9 protein-coding genes are annotated in these 16,024 nt (G+C 68.0%); 3 read left to right on the top strand and 6 right to left on the bottom strand.

Translation table 11 applies throughout. From position 1 onward, the window contains the following. Positions 1 to 362: 362 nt before the first annotated feature. The 3 genes from ABZ794_RS23270 to ABZ794_RS23280 all read right to left on the bottom strand — a co-directional run bounded on the left by ABZ794_RS23270 (position 363) and on the right by ABZ794_RS23280 (position 7,509). On the bottom strand, positions 363 to 3,605 hold the full coding sequence (locus ABZ794_RS23270) for an NACHT domain-containing protein (RefSeq protein ID WP_210784694.1): 3,243 nt from the start codon (positions 3,603 to 3,605) through the stop codon (positions 363 to 365). A 339-nt stretch (positions 3,606 to 3,944) separates the two neighbouring features. After that, the gene (locus ABZ794_RS23275) at positions 3,945 to 6,332 is read right to left on the bottom strand and encodes a discoidin domain-containing protein (RefSeq protein ID WP_357517522.1); all 2,388 of its coding nucleotides are present in this window, start codon (positions 6,330 to 6,332) and stop codon (positions 3,945 to 3,947) included. 124 nt (positions 6,333 to 6,456) lie between these two features. Beyond that, the gene (locus tag ABZ794_RS23280) at positions 6,457 to 7,509 is read right to left on the bottom strand and encodes an NAD-dependent epimerase/dehydratase family protein (RefSeq protein WP_210784692.1); all 1,053 of its coding nucleotides are present in this window, start codon (positions 7,507 to 7,509) and stop codon (positions 6,457 to 6,459) included. Positions 7,510 to 7,809: 300 nt separating this feature from the next. Here ABZ794_RS23280 and ABZ794_RS23285 point away from each other — a divergent pair, with 300 nt between their 5' ends. Continuing rightward, positions 7,810 to 9,117, top strand: coding sequence for a glycosyltransferase family 2 protein (locus ABZ794_RS23285; RefSeq protein ID WP_210784691.1), 1,308 nt, complete (start codon positions 7,810 to 7,812; stop codon positions 9,115 to 9,117). Positions 9,118 to 9,210: 93 nt separating this feature from the next. Next, the gene (locus tag ABZ794_RS23290; RefSeq protein ID WP_210784690.1) at positions 9,211 to 9,648 is read left to right on the top strand and encodes a hypothetical protein; all 438 of its coding nucleotides are present in this window, start codon (positions 9,211 to 9,213) and stop codon (positions 9,646 to 9,648) included. Here the strand turns inward: ABZ794_RS23290 and ABZ794_RS23295 are convergent. Then, on the bottom strand, positions 9,572 to 11,446 hold the full coding sequence (locus tag ABZ794_RS23295; protein ID WP_210784689.1) for an adenylyl cyclase: 1,875 nt from the start codon (positions 11,444 to 11,446) through the stop codon (positions 9,572 to 9,574). The two genes, ABZ794_RS23290 and ABZ794_RS23295, sit on opposite strands and share 77 nt — an antisense overlap. 320 nt (positions 11,447 to 11,766) lie before the next feature. Here ABZ794_RS23295 and ABZ794_RS23300 point away from each other — a divergent pair, with 320 nt between their 5' ends. Next, positions 11,767 to 14,808, top strand: coding sequence for a BTAD domain-containing putative transcriptional regulator (locus tag ABZ794_RS23300; protein ID WP_357517525.1), 3,042 nt, complete (start codon positions 11,767 to 11,769; stop codon positions 14,806 to 14,808). A 7-nt stretch (positions 14,809 to 14,815) separates the two neighbouring features. On the opposite strand, the gene ABZ794_RS23305 is transcribed toward ABZ794_RS23300, so the two are convergent. Together ABZ794_RS23305 and ABZ794_RS23310 are read right to left on the bottom strand one after the other, a co-directional pair. After that, positions 14,816 to 15,370 carry a dihydrofolate reductase family protein gene (locus tag ABZ794_RS23305; protein WP_210784688.1) on the bottom strand — a complete coding sequence of 185 codons (555 nt, stop codon included), beginning with the start codon at positions 15,368 to 15,370 and terminating at the stop codon, positions 14,816 to 14,818. A 73-nt stretch (positions 15,371 to 15,443) separates the two neighbouring features. Continuing rightward, the gene (locus tag ABZ794_RS23310; protein ID WP_210784687.1) at positions 15,444 to 16,010 is read right to left on the bottom strand and encodes a hypothetical protein; all 567 of its coding nucleotides are present in this window, start codon (positions 16,008 to 16,010) and stop codon (positions 15,444 to 15,446) included. Between the last annotated feature and the right edge of the window lie 14 nt (positions 16,011 to 16,024).

Consider the following 16,024-nt stretch of genomic DNA (forward strand, 5'->3'; position numbering starts at 1 on the left):
TGCACAAGAGTGGTAAGCCACCAGTCCGGCTAGGCGATAGCCAAAGCCCTCATTCAGGACCCAACGCGCCCCGTCCAAGGCATGGAAGCCGGTTTCAGTGATGCCGGGCGCATATCCGACGTCGTGCAGCCAGGCTGAAGCTGTGAGGACATCCTGCTCTTCCACGCTCAGACCTAGCCTCAGCCCCGCAGCCTTCTGCGCGACAGCTTGGACGTGTCGCCAACGCCGTGGAAGTGCGGTCGCCAACCTACGTTCAGCTGCTTGGGCGGCTCGCTCCGAAAGAGACCTCACCCCTTCGAGCATAGAACCTGCCCGGAGGTCCGGCTAGATCCCAGAGCAGGTCTGCTGAAGTGGCCGGCCCATTAAAACGTCGAGCCGTTGATCGACAATTCGATCGTCGACCCGCGAGGAAGATTCGACCGGATTTCCCGGGCGACCGTCGGGAAGCTTTCAGCGCGCACGTATCGGATCCGGTTGTGTCGCACCGGTGAGTAAAGAGGACCTGCTGAGTCTGGTACGAGTATCCCTATTTCAAGCCGCTTTAACATTTTCAGTGCGCGGATTGTCCGTATCGCGCCCGAACTGACCGTCGGATAGTTATACTCGTGTCCGCCTGACAGGATCGCCTCACGCAAGCGATCCTCTGCGACCACAACTCGAAGGACTTCAAGTTGTGGCGATTTACGCAGCAGCTCAATTTCCGTTCCGGATGGCCATCCAGATATGGACACTTCCTTCAACGTGGGGAGATTACCAATCTTTGCCAGGCTCGGACGATGCCAATCCAGGGCAGTCCGGCCCGAACCAATGCAAGACCACGCCGGCGCGCGGTGAGCATAGTCTACCGCCGACGCCATCCAATGCTGCGCTAGAAAATCTACCCGTTCGAGGGCAGAGTTGTTTGGCAGATCGAGGCCATTCCCCGGAATTGCACTGACATCTATTGTCAAGCGCCGAAGATCAGGGAGCGTTCCAATCGCGTCGACGTGACGCTCAAGGGGTGCACTATCCGGAATACCGAGCAATGCCAGTTCCCGTAGTCGGGCGCCGCGTAGACCCTGCAGACCAGCGCGAATAAAAGAATCGTGAATGATCAAAGTGTTCAGTTCAGGGCAAGTCGCCGCATCCTCCAAGTCGATGACGGCTACCCTATCGAGGATAAGAGTGCGAAGGTTGCTGTGGCCCTTGAGGTCCGAAAGTCGATCGAACGCTACGATTTCAGGACCGGGCATCTCTTGCACTACAAGCGTGGTTAAACCCCCCAGTCTCGCAGCCGCGCGGAACTGTCCCGGGCCGCTAGCGCGGACGGACACATCATCAAGGCGCATATCACCGAGAACAGCACTGGCGTAAGATTCCACTGCGGATTCAGGCCAGTAGGTGGCAAGCTTACCCCTCACTGCCCGGCTTTGCGATTTGCTAATTCGAGCCAGCACGGGAAGCGAATCCTCGACATCGAATCGATTGACAACGTCGATCAGTAAGATGCCTTCTAAATCCGTCAGATGGGTGGGGTCCGGAATCACATCCAATACCACCTCGCCGGCAGCAGCAATTAGGTCGACCTGCCGCCATTCTTCCGGCACAACGAGCCGCGAAGCCTTCTCTCGTACTTCCAAGACGAGCGTCGGATCGAGGGCGCCAGGGTGCTCTAGGCATGAGACCGCTAGCAGATATAGCCGGCGCTTGACGTCCTCATCTTCCTCTCCGCGCTTCACAAGCCCTCGTATGATTCGCTCTCGCTCGTCCCTACGACTATGTCCGACGGCCATCACAACGACTTCACGCCAGTGATCCTCGTGGGCATGCTTTATCATGGCGTCGATATCGCCATCGTCAAGGATGGCCTGCGCAGCCAGATACTCTTGAAACGTCTTATGCAAAAAGTCGATTCTTCCAACGACCGGCTCTCTCAACGTTCCGGATCGAAGAAGGAGGAAGTTTAGAACCTCAGAAGGTCGAGACTCAACATACGGCATCGCCTTCATGTAACGCGACAATCGAGTAGTCGCGTCCCGCCTGTCGCAATCCGACCATCCGTTACGCACGAGCCAATACGCCAACTGGCCAAGCAATGCTTCTTGGTCCTGCTGAGACAAGTTGACTCTATCTGCGTTGATGCCCCGCGATTCGTCGCGACGTACGAGCAGCATTTCAAGGGCGGCTCGATACAAACCCATCCGGTCCTGCGGCAACTGCCGGTAGCGCTCAAGGTGTAGAGCGCAAATCAGAGCGCAAAGTAGCGGGTTAGTGGCTAACCTACGGAGGTCACGGCGCCGCGCGAGTTTGTCTAGGAGTTCTGACTCGTAAGTCGCCAATGCATGCCCAGAATCGTCCCGAACCTGTCGAATCGCCTTGTGCCATTGACCGACGAATGCTCGAACATCAGATGACCCCATTGGTAAAAGCATAAAGGTATCGAACTTGTTCGGTACAAGGGCCTTCCCGTCGACGGCAGGTGGACGAGACGTAATCACGTAGGTGGAATCCGGGTAGGTCTTCACTAGGTCATTGAGCCATACCCACACATCTCCTCGTCGGTTTTGCGGCAGTTCGTCCACCCCATCGATTAGGACGAGAGCCCGACCCGCTTTCAGAACCGATGCCACCCACTTCGGAGGCGCCTCGGATGACAGGGCGGGAGCGATCTCCCGCAGAAAGAGGTCAGGCATCGGCAGGTCTTGTAGCGCATATCGGCGGAGCGGAAGCAGGAACGGCACGCCCGCCGACCATCCGTCCGGCAGACTCTCGGGGGACTGCACCGCGTTAACTGCCAGCCATTGCAGCAACGTCGTCTTTCCTGAGCCCGCTTCTCCTCGTATTAGAACCCGTTTCGCGTCGGCTAAAGCTTCATGAACTCTCAACCGATCCGCGCCAGCACGCCCGTTGCGTCGATTCGCCTGCTCCGGGGACGCATTAAGACTCAGATAGGCAGTACTCAGGGAGTAAGCATCGCTGTGCCGAAGGGTTACACCGAAGAGTTGCAGGTTGTCGAGTTTATCAAGCACCAACTCCAGGTATCTTCTCTCGAAATCGAAGAGGTCGTGAGAATCCGAGCCTTCCGAGAGCCTGTCCAGCGAGTCAGCTATCTCGCCCGTGCGACGTACGAGCTCTACCTGCACCCGACGCGTAAACTCTGGCTGCCGCGTAATGAACTCAACGATCTGCCAGCAGCACTCTCGCAGAACACGCTCATATGCGATTGTTTCCTCGGAACTCAACGCAGCTTTTTCGGGTCGATCGGGATCGCTCCTGCGGATTTGTGTATATAGGCGATCTGGCTCTAAGTCAACCGCCAGGAGACTTGAAGCCGTGAACGTTGGCATTTTCCCGAGGGTGTCGCAGGCGGCAATGACAACGCAGGCCCAGTCGTCTTCTCCAACCGAGCCAAACTCGATCGCGCGAAGTTCAGAAAGCGCTGCGCCGACCTGGACCGCCAACTTACCGCTCAGGGAGCGCGTTAGACCGTTCAGTCGGCGGCCAGGAAGCTTGACTCGACCTTCGGGATAAACTGGACTTCTCGCAAGTCCTGCGCCTACGGGTCGTTCGATGGCAACTCGAACGAGTGTTCCGATAGCCGGTCCCAGTAGTTTGGCGAGATCCACTGCCCAGCCTCCATGAGTTTGGCTCACCATTGTGCACTGGTTGAAGCCGGGCGTCACTCGCCAGTCAGCGGAGTTCGGTCTACCAGGACGCTGAGTCAGGGATCCGACAGGTGTTGCTGTTGCCTGGATGCTGGTTCGCCAGGCCAAGTCATGGATGATCTTGCGCGGCCCTTATTTATCTACGCAGCCACATGCCTGTCACCCAGCCAAAGGTGCATGAGGGGGCGATGTAGTCGGCGGCGAGGATTTTCATCCTGGCCGAAGGCTCAGTTCTGATCCGCAGAGTGTGCTGCGTCCGGATGGGCGGCCGCCGCTCCCCGGCGGCCGCCCAAGCCTCGGTCAGCTGGCGTAGACCTCCAGCGTCGACAGTTGCCCAGCCGGCCAGCCGGTGTTTCCGGTGACGGCGATCCGCACGTAGCGGGCCTGCGCAGCGCTGAAGGTCAGCGTCACCTGATTACCAGTGGCCGGGTTGAAGGTCCGCCCCGCCGATCCGACAAGCGTGCCGAAGCTCCCCCCATCAGCGCTGCCCTGCACAGCGAGGGTCTGCGTCCGGCTGCCCCACGCCGACGACGGCGGCAGCTTCAGCACCACCCGCCCAACAGTGCGCGACGAACCCAGATCAACCTGAACCCACTGCGGGAACGCGCTGTTGGCACTCTCCCAGTAACTGTTCGCGTCACCGTCGACAACGTTCCCCGACCCGTAGGTCTGGACGTGGCTACTCTCGCTGGTGGACCGACCCCGGGCGAGGTCCGAGTTCGCCGCGGCGTCAGTCGTGACGATGACCGCCGAGGACGCGCTGGAGGTGTTCCCGGCGGCGTCGCGGGCGGTGACGGTGAAGGTGTACGCGGTGGACGGGCTGAGCCCGCTCACCGTCGCAGTGGTGCCCGTGACGGTGGCGACGACGTTGCCGCCCTGGCGCACCTGATAACCCGTCACTCCGGTGTCGTCGGTGGAGGCCGTCCACGCCAGGGACACGCTCGTCGACGTCTTGCCGGTGACCGTGAGGCCGCTCGGGGTGGTCGGCGGGTTGTCCGGGACGGTGGTGCCGGCGTACACCTCGACCTGGGCGAGTTGGGCGGCCGGCCAGCCGGTGTTGCCGCTGATGCTGAGACGGACGTGGCGGGCCGTGGTGGTCGTCAGCGTGCGGGTGACGGTGTTGCCGGTCGCCGGGTCGAAGGCGAAGGCGGAGGCCCCGGCGATGGTGGCGAAGGAGTCGCCGTCGACGCTGCCCTGCACGGTGATGGTCTGGGTGCGCGCGCCCCAGCCGGCGGGCAGCCGCACCACGAGTTTGTTGACCTGGTGGCTGGCGCCGAGGTCGACCTGCCACCAGTGCGGGAAGGAACCGCCCCCGCTCTCCCAGTAGCTGCCGGCGTTCGAGTCCACAGCGTTCGACGCCGGGAACCCGCCGCCCTGGCTGCTCGCCGAAGTGGGTCGGCCGGCGGCCAGGTTGCCGGTGACCGGTGGCGGGGTGCCGACCATCGGCGGGGTGGGGCGTACGGCGGTGAGCGCGAGTTGCCCCTTGAGCATCCGGCCGCCGTCGGCGGTGATCCGCAGGTAGTAGTCGGATGAGCAGGCGACGCCGTCCTCGTCGAGGGCTCGGATGTTCGCGCCGGCCGGGGTGGTGGCCTGGGTCTCGGACGTCTTGGCGATCTGGTTGCCCTCGTTGTATTCGTCGAACATGGACACGTACAGGCCCTGGGAGCCGAGTCGAACCATGTTGTAGATGTGCCGCCAGTAGAAGTCGCCGTGTTTGCGGTGGCCCCCGGCGAGGTCGCCGGGCATCACGCAGGGCAGGTAGTCGATGCCGCGCGCCGCGCAGTCGGCCATGTCGCCGACGTTGACGTTGTTGTAGTAGGAGTCCAACTCCTCCACGGTCCTGGCCCGGTAGACCATCCACGGGGAGATCGCGTGGAAAGCGTGGTAGACGTCGAGGAAGCCGGGGCGGGAGTCCTCGATGCCCTGCCGCCACCAGGTGGGCACGCCACCGATGACGTAGCAGCCCTGGGCCTTGAACCAGTTGATGACCTCCAGGCAGGGCCCGGGAGTGAAGGGGCGGCTGGGCTCGCTGAAGCCGAAACCCCAGATGCAGACGACCGGTTTGCCGTTCTGTCGGGCGTACGCGGAGGACGCGGTGTGCGCGGCCATCTTCGTCGTCCAGTCGGTCTTGATCTCCGATTGGAAGGTCAGCCAGTCGGTGACGTCGTACATGATGTAGAACTTGCGGTTGTGGCGCTCGGCGGCGGAGCGGACCTTCTGGGTCATCGCGTCGCGGGTGGGGCCCTCGTCGCCCATCGGGTTGAACCGTTGCAGCGCGGCGGTGTCGCAGCCGTTCTCCTGCATCCAGCGGAAGTGGGTGTCCACCGTCTGCTGGTCGTACGAGGAGAAGAGGGTGGCCGGCTGACCGTTGCCCAGGTTGGGGTACGCGGTGGGATAGGTGCGGGTGTACTCGCGCATGTCCGGCCAGGACACGATCGTGGTGTTGGCGGGTGAGGGCGGTTGGAACCGGTCGCGGCCCCAGTGCCACCAGCCGCCGATCGGCGCCCCGTCGCCGGGTGCGCTGAACCAGCCCTGGTAGCCGACCGTCACCTTGCCGACCACGTCCCCGGGAGGGCTGGCGGCGTGCGCGGGGCTGGACATGCTGGTGAGCAGCTCGGTGGTGGAGGCGGTGGCGAGGGCGGACCCGGCCAGCACCGATGTGACGAACCTGCGGCGGGAGACCGCCATGACGACCACTCCTTCGGGACGGAAGGCATTGACGGCCATCGTGGCAGCAGTGGATGCCGACCCGCAAGAGTGAGACTGATCTATGAAAATCCCGATCAGATGACGGGAATTACGCGCTGAGCCGTCACTGGCTGACGGCGCGCTCCAGCGCCCACACCGGAGACAGGATCTGACTTGGGGCTTGGCGGCGGCGGGCGTCGCGCACCGTCATCCGTACGCCCTCGATGAAGCCGATCTTCGGGTACCACCCGAGCAGCTCGCGCGCCTTCCTGGTGTCCAGCGCCATGTTGCGCACCTCGCCCGGCCAGGGCAGCGGCTCGTAGCGGGCCACGTTGTCGACGCCGGACGCCTCCCGGACCGTGTCGTACACCTCGTTGACGCTCGTCTGCCGACCCGAAGCGATGTTGACCATGCCCACCCCGGGGTGGTGACAGGCGACCGCGATCGCCTCGGCGACATCGCTGACGTGGACGAAGTCCCGGGTCTGCGTACCGTCGTCGTAGATCACCACCTGCCGGCCCCCGAGCAGCGCGTCGACCATCAGGGACACCACGCCGCAGTCGCTGCCGTCCTGCCGGGGCCCGTAGACATTGCCGAAAACCATCGAGGTGTACGACAGGCCGTGCTGACGTCCGTACCAGTCGAGGTAATGAACGCCGGCGGCGGTGCTGACGCCGTACGGGCTCACCGGGGCGATCGGGTGGTCCTCACGGACCGGCAACTCGTGGGCGGCGACGTTGCCGAAGATGGCGCTGCTGGCCGCGTTGATCACCAGGCGTACGCCGCCGCGGGCGCAGGCGTCCAGCACGTTGACGGTGCCGAACACGTTCACGTCGGCGTCGTACAGGGGTGAACGATGGGCGGCGGGAACGCTCGGCTGTGCGGCGAGGTGCACCACCACGTCCGGCTGCCACTGGTGGATGACCTCGACACCCTCCGGCGTACGGATGTCACCCGAGATGACGTCCGCCTCGGTCAGTCCGCCGATCGCGGCGTCGGCCAGGTTCTCGAACCGGCCGGTGGAGAAGTTGTCGAGCACCCGGACCTGGCTGCCCATCAGCATCAGCCGGGCGACCACGTGGCTGCCGATGAAGCCGGCACCCCCGGTCACCAGCACGCGCCCGGGAATCAGGTCCGTCGGCGGGCCGACGCCGACGGCGGTAACGGGCAGGTCCATGTCGGACTCCTTGGAACGACGGAACGGTCGGCCCGCTGCGGCAACCGGACGGCCGGACACGACCATAGCCCACCAAAAGGCCACCAAACGGACGATCCGTCGAATGTCTTACGTAGAGATATGCGAGGTTAGTACGAATATCCCTGTTTCGCCTATTCATCACGATTGAACCTTTATCGCTAGTACTTTCTCCCCGGGGGGGTGTCCGCCGGCATGCCCTCGGAGCACCGGACGGAGAGGGAGGACGGCGTGTTGAGAGAGACTGCGGGTCCGCCGCCGCGACAACCGGGCGGTGGCGTGATGAGCGCTCCGCTGCTGTCGGTACTGCTGGTCAGCTGGAACACCCGCGAGCAGACGCGACAGTGCCTGGAGTCGCTGGCGTCGACCGCCGATCCCGATCTGGACTACGAGGTGGTGGCCGTCGACAACGGCTCGTCCGACGGCTCAGCCGACCTGCTCGCCGACCAACCCCGGGTACGACTGATCCGCAACAAGCACAACAACGGTTTCGCCGCCGCCGTGAACCAGGCGTACCGCCGGGCGAACGGGCATCTGATCCTGCTGCTCAACAGCGACATCCGGTTCCACCCGGGCGCGCTGTCCCGAATGGTCGACCATCTGCGGGAGCGGCCGGACGTCGCAGGGGTCAGCCCGCTGTACCTCAACCCGGACGGCACCTTTCAGCAGCACTACGTTCAACAGCCCAGCTTCGCCGCCACCATCGCGCTGGTGACCGCGCTGCGTCGGCTGCCTGGGTTCCGCCAGGCGCTGCACCGGTTCCAGATGCGGGGCGAGGACTTCAGCCGTCCCCGGCAACTCGCCTCGGGCAGCTGCGTGCTGCTGCGCCGCACGGTCCTCGGGCAGCAGACCATCTTCGACGAAACGTTCCCCGTCTACTGGACCGACGCGGTCCTCGCGCGGCAGCTCGACCAGGCCGGGCACGAGCTGTGGATGCTCCCGGACGCCGTGGTGACGCACAGCCGGGGCGCTTCCTGCCGGCTGCTCGGGCCGACCATCCGCTTCCGACACCTGTTGGGCAGCCTGGTCGGATATCTGCGGCTGACCCAGCCCCGGTACCGGTTGCCGGTGTTCCGGGCCGCGCTGCTCGCCGACCACCTGGTCAAGCGGCTCTTCGGTCGATCCGTACAGCTGGGCCTGGGCGACCTGCTCGCCGCGCTGCGCGGCGACGTCGGCCCGCTGCCCGACGGTGACACCCGCGACTGGGTGGTGCTGTTCAGCCGGACCCGATGGTCCGTCGACGGGCATTCGACGGTGCTGGGGCAGTTGGCGCCCGGGCAACGGTTGCTCTTCGTCGACCCGCCGGGACGCCGGCCGCGCTGGCGGTGCGAGGTCACCCCGATCGGCTCGGCGGCCTGGCACGCCGTCGCACCGACCGCGCTGCCGCTGGGTGATGCGGCGCCGCTGGTGAACTGGATCAACCGGCGGATCGCGGCCGGCGCACTGCGTGGCTGGCTGGACCGGCACGCCGGCGCCCGCCTGCTGCGACTCGACGACGAGCGCGCCCGCCCGGTGCTCGGCCGCCTCGGCGAGGACGAGTTGCTGCCCGCCGGAGCGCCACGGCCGATGGAACGGTCGGGCCGTGGCTGAGCACAGCGCCGCCCGGCGCCGCGAGGTCGCCACCGGCAACAGCTGGTCGGCACGGGGTGTCCAGCTGCGTTCCCTGTTGGAGGGGTTGCCACGATGAGAACGCCGATCGTCGCGCCCGGTGTGCTGCTCGCCGGTGCCGGGCTGGGCGGCGTGGTCACTGTGGTCACCCTGCTCCCCGGGCCGGTCGGTCTGGCAGCCGCCATCGGCGTGCTGTGTGCCGGTGTGTTCCTGCTCTGGCCCTGGGCCGTGCTGCCGGTCGGCATCATCGGCGGCACGGTGGTCGGCGCCCTGCTCAGCGGCGGTGGCGTACGCGGCTACAACGTGGTGGAGGTGCTGCTGCTGGCCGCTGGCGGCGCCGCGCTGGCCGCGCGTCACCGGCTGGGTTCGAGACGGCCCCGCGACGATGGGGCCGGAGCCAGGCTGGCTCCGGCCCCATCGGTACGCCCGATCCCCGTTACGGGGTCGGATACCGGGTCAGGTAGACCGGAGCGCCGACCTTGGTCATGTCGGCAGCGTCCCCGACGCCGTTGACCACGTGGTCGATCGTGCCGGCGCTGAGGTTGACGGTCATGATGTGGTGCAGCCGCACCCCGGCCCGGTTCGGCACCTCGAAGCCGTTCTCGGTGTGGATCGACGGGTTGTTCTGGTTGAACACGTACACCCCGCCCCCGTACAGGGTGTGGTGACGCACCCGGTCACCGACCTTGTACCCGGCCCAGCCCTCGACCGCGCCGTTCATCCAGTCGGCCTGCGTCGGCGGGTCGTACGGCAGCTCGTTCTGGTAGAGGATCGTGGTGCCGTGCTCGCCGTTCCAGACCGTGTTGTAGCGCTGGAAATGCTCGACGAAGAGGCCGGTCGCGGTCACGTGGTCGCCGTTGATCACGGCCCCGTAGCGACCGGTGTTGGTACGCCAGCGGTCGGTGTCACCGTTGACGCCCTCGGTGAAGCCCTCGACGCCGTGATCGCCGCGCCACACCCAGGTGTGGTCGATGAGCACGTTGTCGCTGTTGACCTCCAGCGCGGTGTTCGTACGCCCGATGTGCGGGCCGCCGACCCGGAAGTACACGTCGGAGAGCGTGGTCGGGTTGTGCGGGCTGCTCGCGTTGCGGCCGTGCTCACGTCCGACCCGCAGCAGGACCGGCGACTCGACGAGGCCGGCGTCGATCGTGACACCGGCGACGACCACCCCGGGGACACCGGCCACGTCCAGCGGGATCGCGCCGTTCACGGCGGTCAGCGTGGCGTGCCCGATCCCCAGCACCACTGTGTTAGCACGCCGGACCTCGATGCTGCGCGCGATGTCGTACGTGCCGGGCGTGAGCAGCAGGTGCTTGCCGCGCGCCAGCTGACTGTTGATGACGCGCACCGAGTCCGACGGCTTGGCGACGAAGAAGTCGCCGATCCCGATGGTCCGCCCCGGCGTGATGCCGTCAGCCCAGGAGACGCCCCGGCTGTCGCGCTGCGCGGCGGGCACCCGCACCTGGTAGCGCCCCTTGCCGTCGACGAAGAGGTAGGGCTTCTCCCGGCTGAGCGGGGTGGTCTGCAGTGTGGTGTACGGCGGGTCGGGGAACGTGGCGTCGTCCGGCGCGCCCTCGACCCCCGCGAACACCTGGTTCCACACCGCGTTGGACCAGCTACCGACCTCGCTGTTGCGGGTCAGCCACTGTTGCTGCGAGCCGTTCGTCGTGGCCGGCAGCCGTGAGTCGGCGATGAACCCGCCGCTGGCGTACTGCGGGCCGGCGGTGCAGTAGTCCATCAGCGACAGACCGCCGCCGCCGATGTTCAGCCGGCGCATCGAGACCGCCTGGGAGACCGCCCAGAAGTTCGCCGACGACCGGCAGTCGTCCTGGCCGGCCGCGTTGATGGTGAGCGAGAGGTTGGACAGGGTGCGCCAGAAGTTGACCAGCGCGAGGCAGTTGCCGGTGCCGCCGTCGGCCAGGCAGCGGTTGTAGACCTCCAGCTTGCCGTTGACTGTGACGTCGGTGGGCGAGGCGCCCAGGCCGGACACCTCGGTGTAGTAGCCGACCTTGGCCTGCAACGGCTGCGCGGCCGTGCCGTACGTGCCGGGCTTGAACAGGTAGGCGTGCCGCTCGGTGCCCATCTCGTTGTCGACCTGCCGGGCGTGCGCCGCGTCGAGGGTCTGCTGGATCTCGCCGACCGGCATGGACGGGTCGAAGATCGTCACGTTCGGGCCGAAGTCGGGTGCGCCGTGCGTCGGGCGGCCGGCGCTGGCCGCCGTGCTGGTCATCGTGGTGGCGGTGGTCAACACCAGGGCGAGCAGAAAGGCGCGACCGGATCTCCGGCGCACGTCTCGGGACGGGGTTGTCATGTGGTTCGTCCTCTCCGCTGGCCGGGCGTACTTCCGGCGCAGCTGGGGGCGGTGAGAGCGCTCTCTGACCCTTGCCGCCGGAGGTTGGGCCGGGCCGGAAGGGGTTGAGATGTTTCTACCCGTTAATCCGCCCACACGCCACGACCACCGGTGGCGAACCTTCGCGCCGGGCCGCGACGCGAGCCCTCTCCCCGCGATCTTGCACTTTCTGCGGGCGTTACGCGGCTTTCGCGGCTTATGGCACTGCACAAAGCGCAAGATCGTGGAGTTTGGTCGGCGCGCTGACGGTTCACTTCGGGTCGCGCGTTACCGGCACTAGGATGACCGCCGTGCAGTTCGGGGTGCTCGGGCCGCTCGCCGTGACCACGGACGCCGGCGAGCCGGTGGTGGTGCCCGGCACCAAGGTGCGGGCGTTGCTGGCCGACCTGTTGGCCAACCGCAACCAGGTGGTCTCGGCGGACCGCCTCATCGACGACCTGTGGGGTGACGACGCCCCCGCCAATCCGGCCGGAGCCCTCCAGGTGCGGGTGTCGCAGCTGCGCAAGGCGCTCAACGATGCCGAGCCCGGCGCCCGCGAGCTGGTCGAGTCCCGGCCACCCGGCTACCTGCTGCGGGTCGACGCGGTCGACGTCGGCCGCTTCGACGAGCTGGCCCGCTGCGCCGACGTCGAGCGGCTGACCGAGGCCCTCGCGTTGTGGCGCGGCGAGGCGTACGCCGACGTGGCCGACGCCGAGTTCGTGCGGGCCGAGGCGGCCCGCCTCGCCGAGCAGCGCCTCGTCGTTCAGGAGCGGTTGGCGCAGGCCCGGCTGGCCCGGGGTGAGCATGACCTGGTGGCCGCGGACCTGGCCGAGTTGGTCGCCAAACACCCGCTGCGCGAAGGACTGCGGGCGGTGCAGCTGCGCGCGTTGTACGCGGCCGGCCGCCAGTCCGAGGCGTTGGAGAGCTACGCCGAGCTGCGGGCCCGGCTCGCCGAGGAACTGGGCCTCGACCCCGGCCCGGAGCTGGTCGCCCTGCACCGCAGGATCCTCGACCAGGACGCCGGCCTGAACGCCCCGCCGAAGGCGGCGGTCATCCGGAACAACCTGCCGGCCCCGCTCGACGAGTTGATCGGGCGGGACGAGGCGCTGGCCGAGCTGCGGGCGCTGCTGCCCCGGCAGCGGCTCGTCACGCTGGTCGGGCCGGGCGGCGTCGGCAAGACCCGGCTGGCCACCGAGACGGCCCGCGCGACGTCCTACCCGGACGGTGTCCGACTGGTCGAGCTGGCCCCACTCCCGGCCGGTGACGCCGGCGTCGCCGAACAGGTGCTCGGCGCTCTGGGCGCCCACGAGGCCGCCGGAACGACCCAGTCCCCCGCCGACCGGGTGGTCACGGCCCTGCGGCACCGGCAGCTGCTGCTCGTGCTGGACAACTGCGAACACGTCATCGAACCGGTCGCCGAGCTGGTCGCCCGGCTGCTGCGCGACGTGTCCGGGGTGAGCGTGCTGGCCACCAGCAGAGAGCCACTCGGGCTGACCGGTGAGCTGCTCTGGGAGGTACCCCCACTGCCGGTGCCGGACGACGGTGACCTGGACGCGGTCCGGCGCTCGGCGGCGGCCCGGCTGTTCGTCGCCCGCGCCGCCGCGCAGCAGCGCGGTTTCCGCCTCGACGGGCAGACCGCGACGGCGGTGGCCCAGCTGTGCCGCCGCCTCGACGGTCTGCCGCTGGCGTTGGAGCTGGCCGCGACCCGGGTCCGCGCGCTGGGCGTACGCGGGGTGGTGGACCGGCTCGACGACCGGTTCCGGCTGCTCACCACCGCGCAGCGGGACATGCCGCCCCGACAGCGGACGCTCACCGCGGTGATCGGCTGGAGCTGGGACCTCCTGGACGAGTCCGACCGGGTGGTGCTCGCCCAACTGGCGGTGTTCCCGGACGGCTGCACCCCGGAGGCCGCCGAACAGGTCTGCCGAACCGACCTGGACGCCCTCGCCCGGCTGGTCGACCGGTCGTTGGTGGTGCTCGACGACTCCGGCGCGGCCCCCCGCTACCGGCTGCTCGAGTCGGTGGCCGCGTTCTGCCTGGAACGCCTCACCGACGCCGACGAGGTACGCGGGCGGCACGCCAGCTACTACACCGAGCTGGCCGAACGCGCCGACCCCGGGCTGCGCGGGGCCGACCAGCAGCGGTGGCTGGCGCTGCTCGACACCGAGCTGGCGAACCTGCGGTCGGCGCTGGCGCACGGTGGCGGGCTGCGCCTGGCGGTCGCGCTGAGCTGGTACTGGTTCCTGCGCGGCCGGCTCACCGAGGCGCGGCGGGCGCTGGCGGTGCCCGGCGACCCGGAGCAGGAGGCCCGCGCGGCACCCTGGCGGGTCGGTTTCGCCCTGTCGCAGGGGGAGGTGATCGCCCCGGACGACGTGCGCGCCGCAGTGGCCGCCGACCCGAGCAGTCACGCCGCGTGGTTCGCTGTCAACGCGCTGATCGAACACGGCGACCTGGCCCTGGTGTCGGAGCTGCTACCCACCGCCGCCACCGACCCGTGGACCGAGGCCGCGGTGCTCACCTCCCTCGCCCACATCGCCCACGCCAACGGTGACCAGGCCACCCTGGAGCGCACCGCGACCCGCAGCGCCGCGCTCTTCGCCGACCTCGGCGACCGGTGGGGTCGGCTCCGGGCGACCGAGTGGGTGGGTGGGCTGGCCGACATGCGCGGCGAGCACGAGCGCGCCGCCGCGCTGCACCGGGAAGGGCTGCGCTGGGCCGAGGAGTTGGCGCTGTGGCCGCAGGTCTGCGCCGAGCTGTCCTGGCTGGCCTGGCTCGCCGTGCAGACCCGCGACTACGCCCAGGCTCGGGAACTGGCCGAACGCGCCTACGATCTGGCGGTGGAGCAGGGCTCGCCCGGCGCGCTGATCTTCGCGGAGATGAGCCTCGGGCTGGCCGCCCGCCGCGACGGCAAGCTCGACCTGGCCGTCACCCACCTCAGCCACCTCGCCGACCTGGGTCGGGGAGAGAGCCAACCCGCGCTCTACCTGCCGATGGTGCTGGTGGAGCTGGGCTACGCGATCGAGCAGGGCGGCGACCCCGACGCCGCGTTGGCCCTGCACATCGAGGCGTTCGAGGTCGCCGAGGCGATGGCGACGATGCGCGACGCGGTCGGCCCCCTGGAGGGGATGGCCGCGGCGGTGCGCTCACCCGAGGTCGCCGCCCGGCTGCTGGGCGCCGCGGCCGCCGCCCGGATCGCCACCCAGTCCCCCGCCGCGCCGGCCGAACGCGACGACACCGACCGGGTGACCGCACGACTGCGGGCCGAACTCGGGCCGGAACGCTTCGACGCGCTGCTCGCCGAGGGCGCGCGGCTGAGCCCGGGCGAAGCCCGGGCCCAGCTCTGAGCGGTGCTCAGGAGGTCACCTTCGGCTGGTACGAGGCGACGATCACGCCGCTCTTGTGCACCCGGGTGTCGACCAGGTCGAACGACCCCTTCACGTCGCTCAGCGGCGCGGTGAGGCTGGGGCCGCCCTCCAGCACCGGGTGGATCCAGAACCGGACCTCGTCCACCAGGCCCGCCCGGATCAGCTGGGCGGTGACCGAGCCGAAGCCGTACTGGATGATGTTCTTGCCCTCCTGGGCCTTGAGCGCGGTGACCGCCTCGACCAGATCGCCCTGGAGCACCTCCGTGTTGTTCCAGGTCGGGTTGGTCAGGGTGGTCGAAGCGACGTACTTCTTGACGTTGTTGAAGTACGCGGCGCCAGTGGTCGGGTCGCTCTCGTCCATGTTCGGCCAGGCGGCGGACATGCCGTCGTAGGTGGCCCGGCCCATCAGCATCGCGTCGGCCTCCTCGGTCTGCGCCCCGGCCAGGCTGGCGGCCTCCTCGTCGAAGTACGGCGCGGTCCACATCGGGTTCTCGATGACGCCGTCGAGGGTGATGTAGGTCGAGTTGATGAGCTTGCGCATCGGGATCTCCTGGGTGTGTGTCGTGCTCTCCGGTGACACCCAGAACTCTGCCGGAGGCCGCTTACGATTCGCTTCAGGTGCCCTTACCCGCGTCGTCGGCCGGGGCCTGCACCGGGTCGGTCGACGGGATCGGCAGCGCCTGCGGGGTGACAGTGCCGCCGCCGGTCGAGTGGGCCGGGGCGGGGCGGTCGCCGCCGCGGCTGTGCAGCCGTCCGCGCCCGGCCGGACCGGCCCGCCGGGTCACCTCGACGGTCACCATCCGCACCGGCGGTGGCGGCGCTGTGAAACGCCCGACGCCCCACCGCACCCAGATCGGGATCCGGCCGGCGTCCGCCTCCGCGCGCAGCTTCTGCACCGTACGGGCCCGGTCGGTGTGGTCGACCTCCACCACGACGGGCGGACCGTCGGGACGGGCACACGCCACGTCGAGCACCGAGTGCCGCTGCTCCAGCGGCGGTGGCAACGGCAGCACGCTGGGCGCGCGCCGGTAGACCCGCCAGCCCTGGGCCTCGGCCCACCGCACCACCGAGTCGATCACCCGCGCGGTGACCTCGTCGGTGTCCAGGTCGACGAAGGTCACCTCGGCCAGCCAGCGACCCAGGTCCGCGGCCAACCGCTCGTCCTGCGCAGCGACCTCCACCGGCGCAGGATAAC

It is taken from the genome of Micromonospora sp. NPDC047187 (assembly GCF_040643355.1).
GTDB lineage: Bacteria > Actinomycetota > Actinomycetes > Mycobacteriales > Micromonosporaceae > Micromonospora > Micromonospora salmantinae.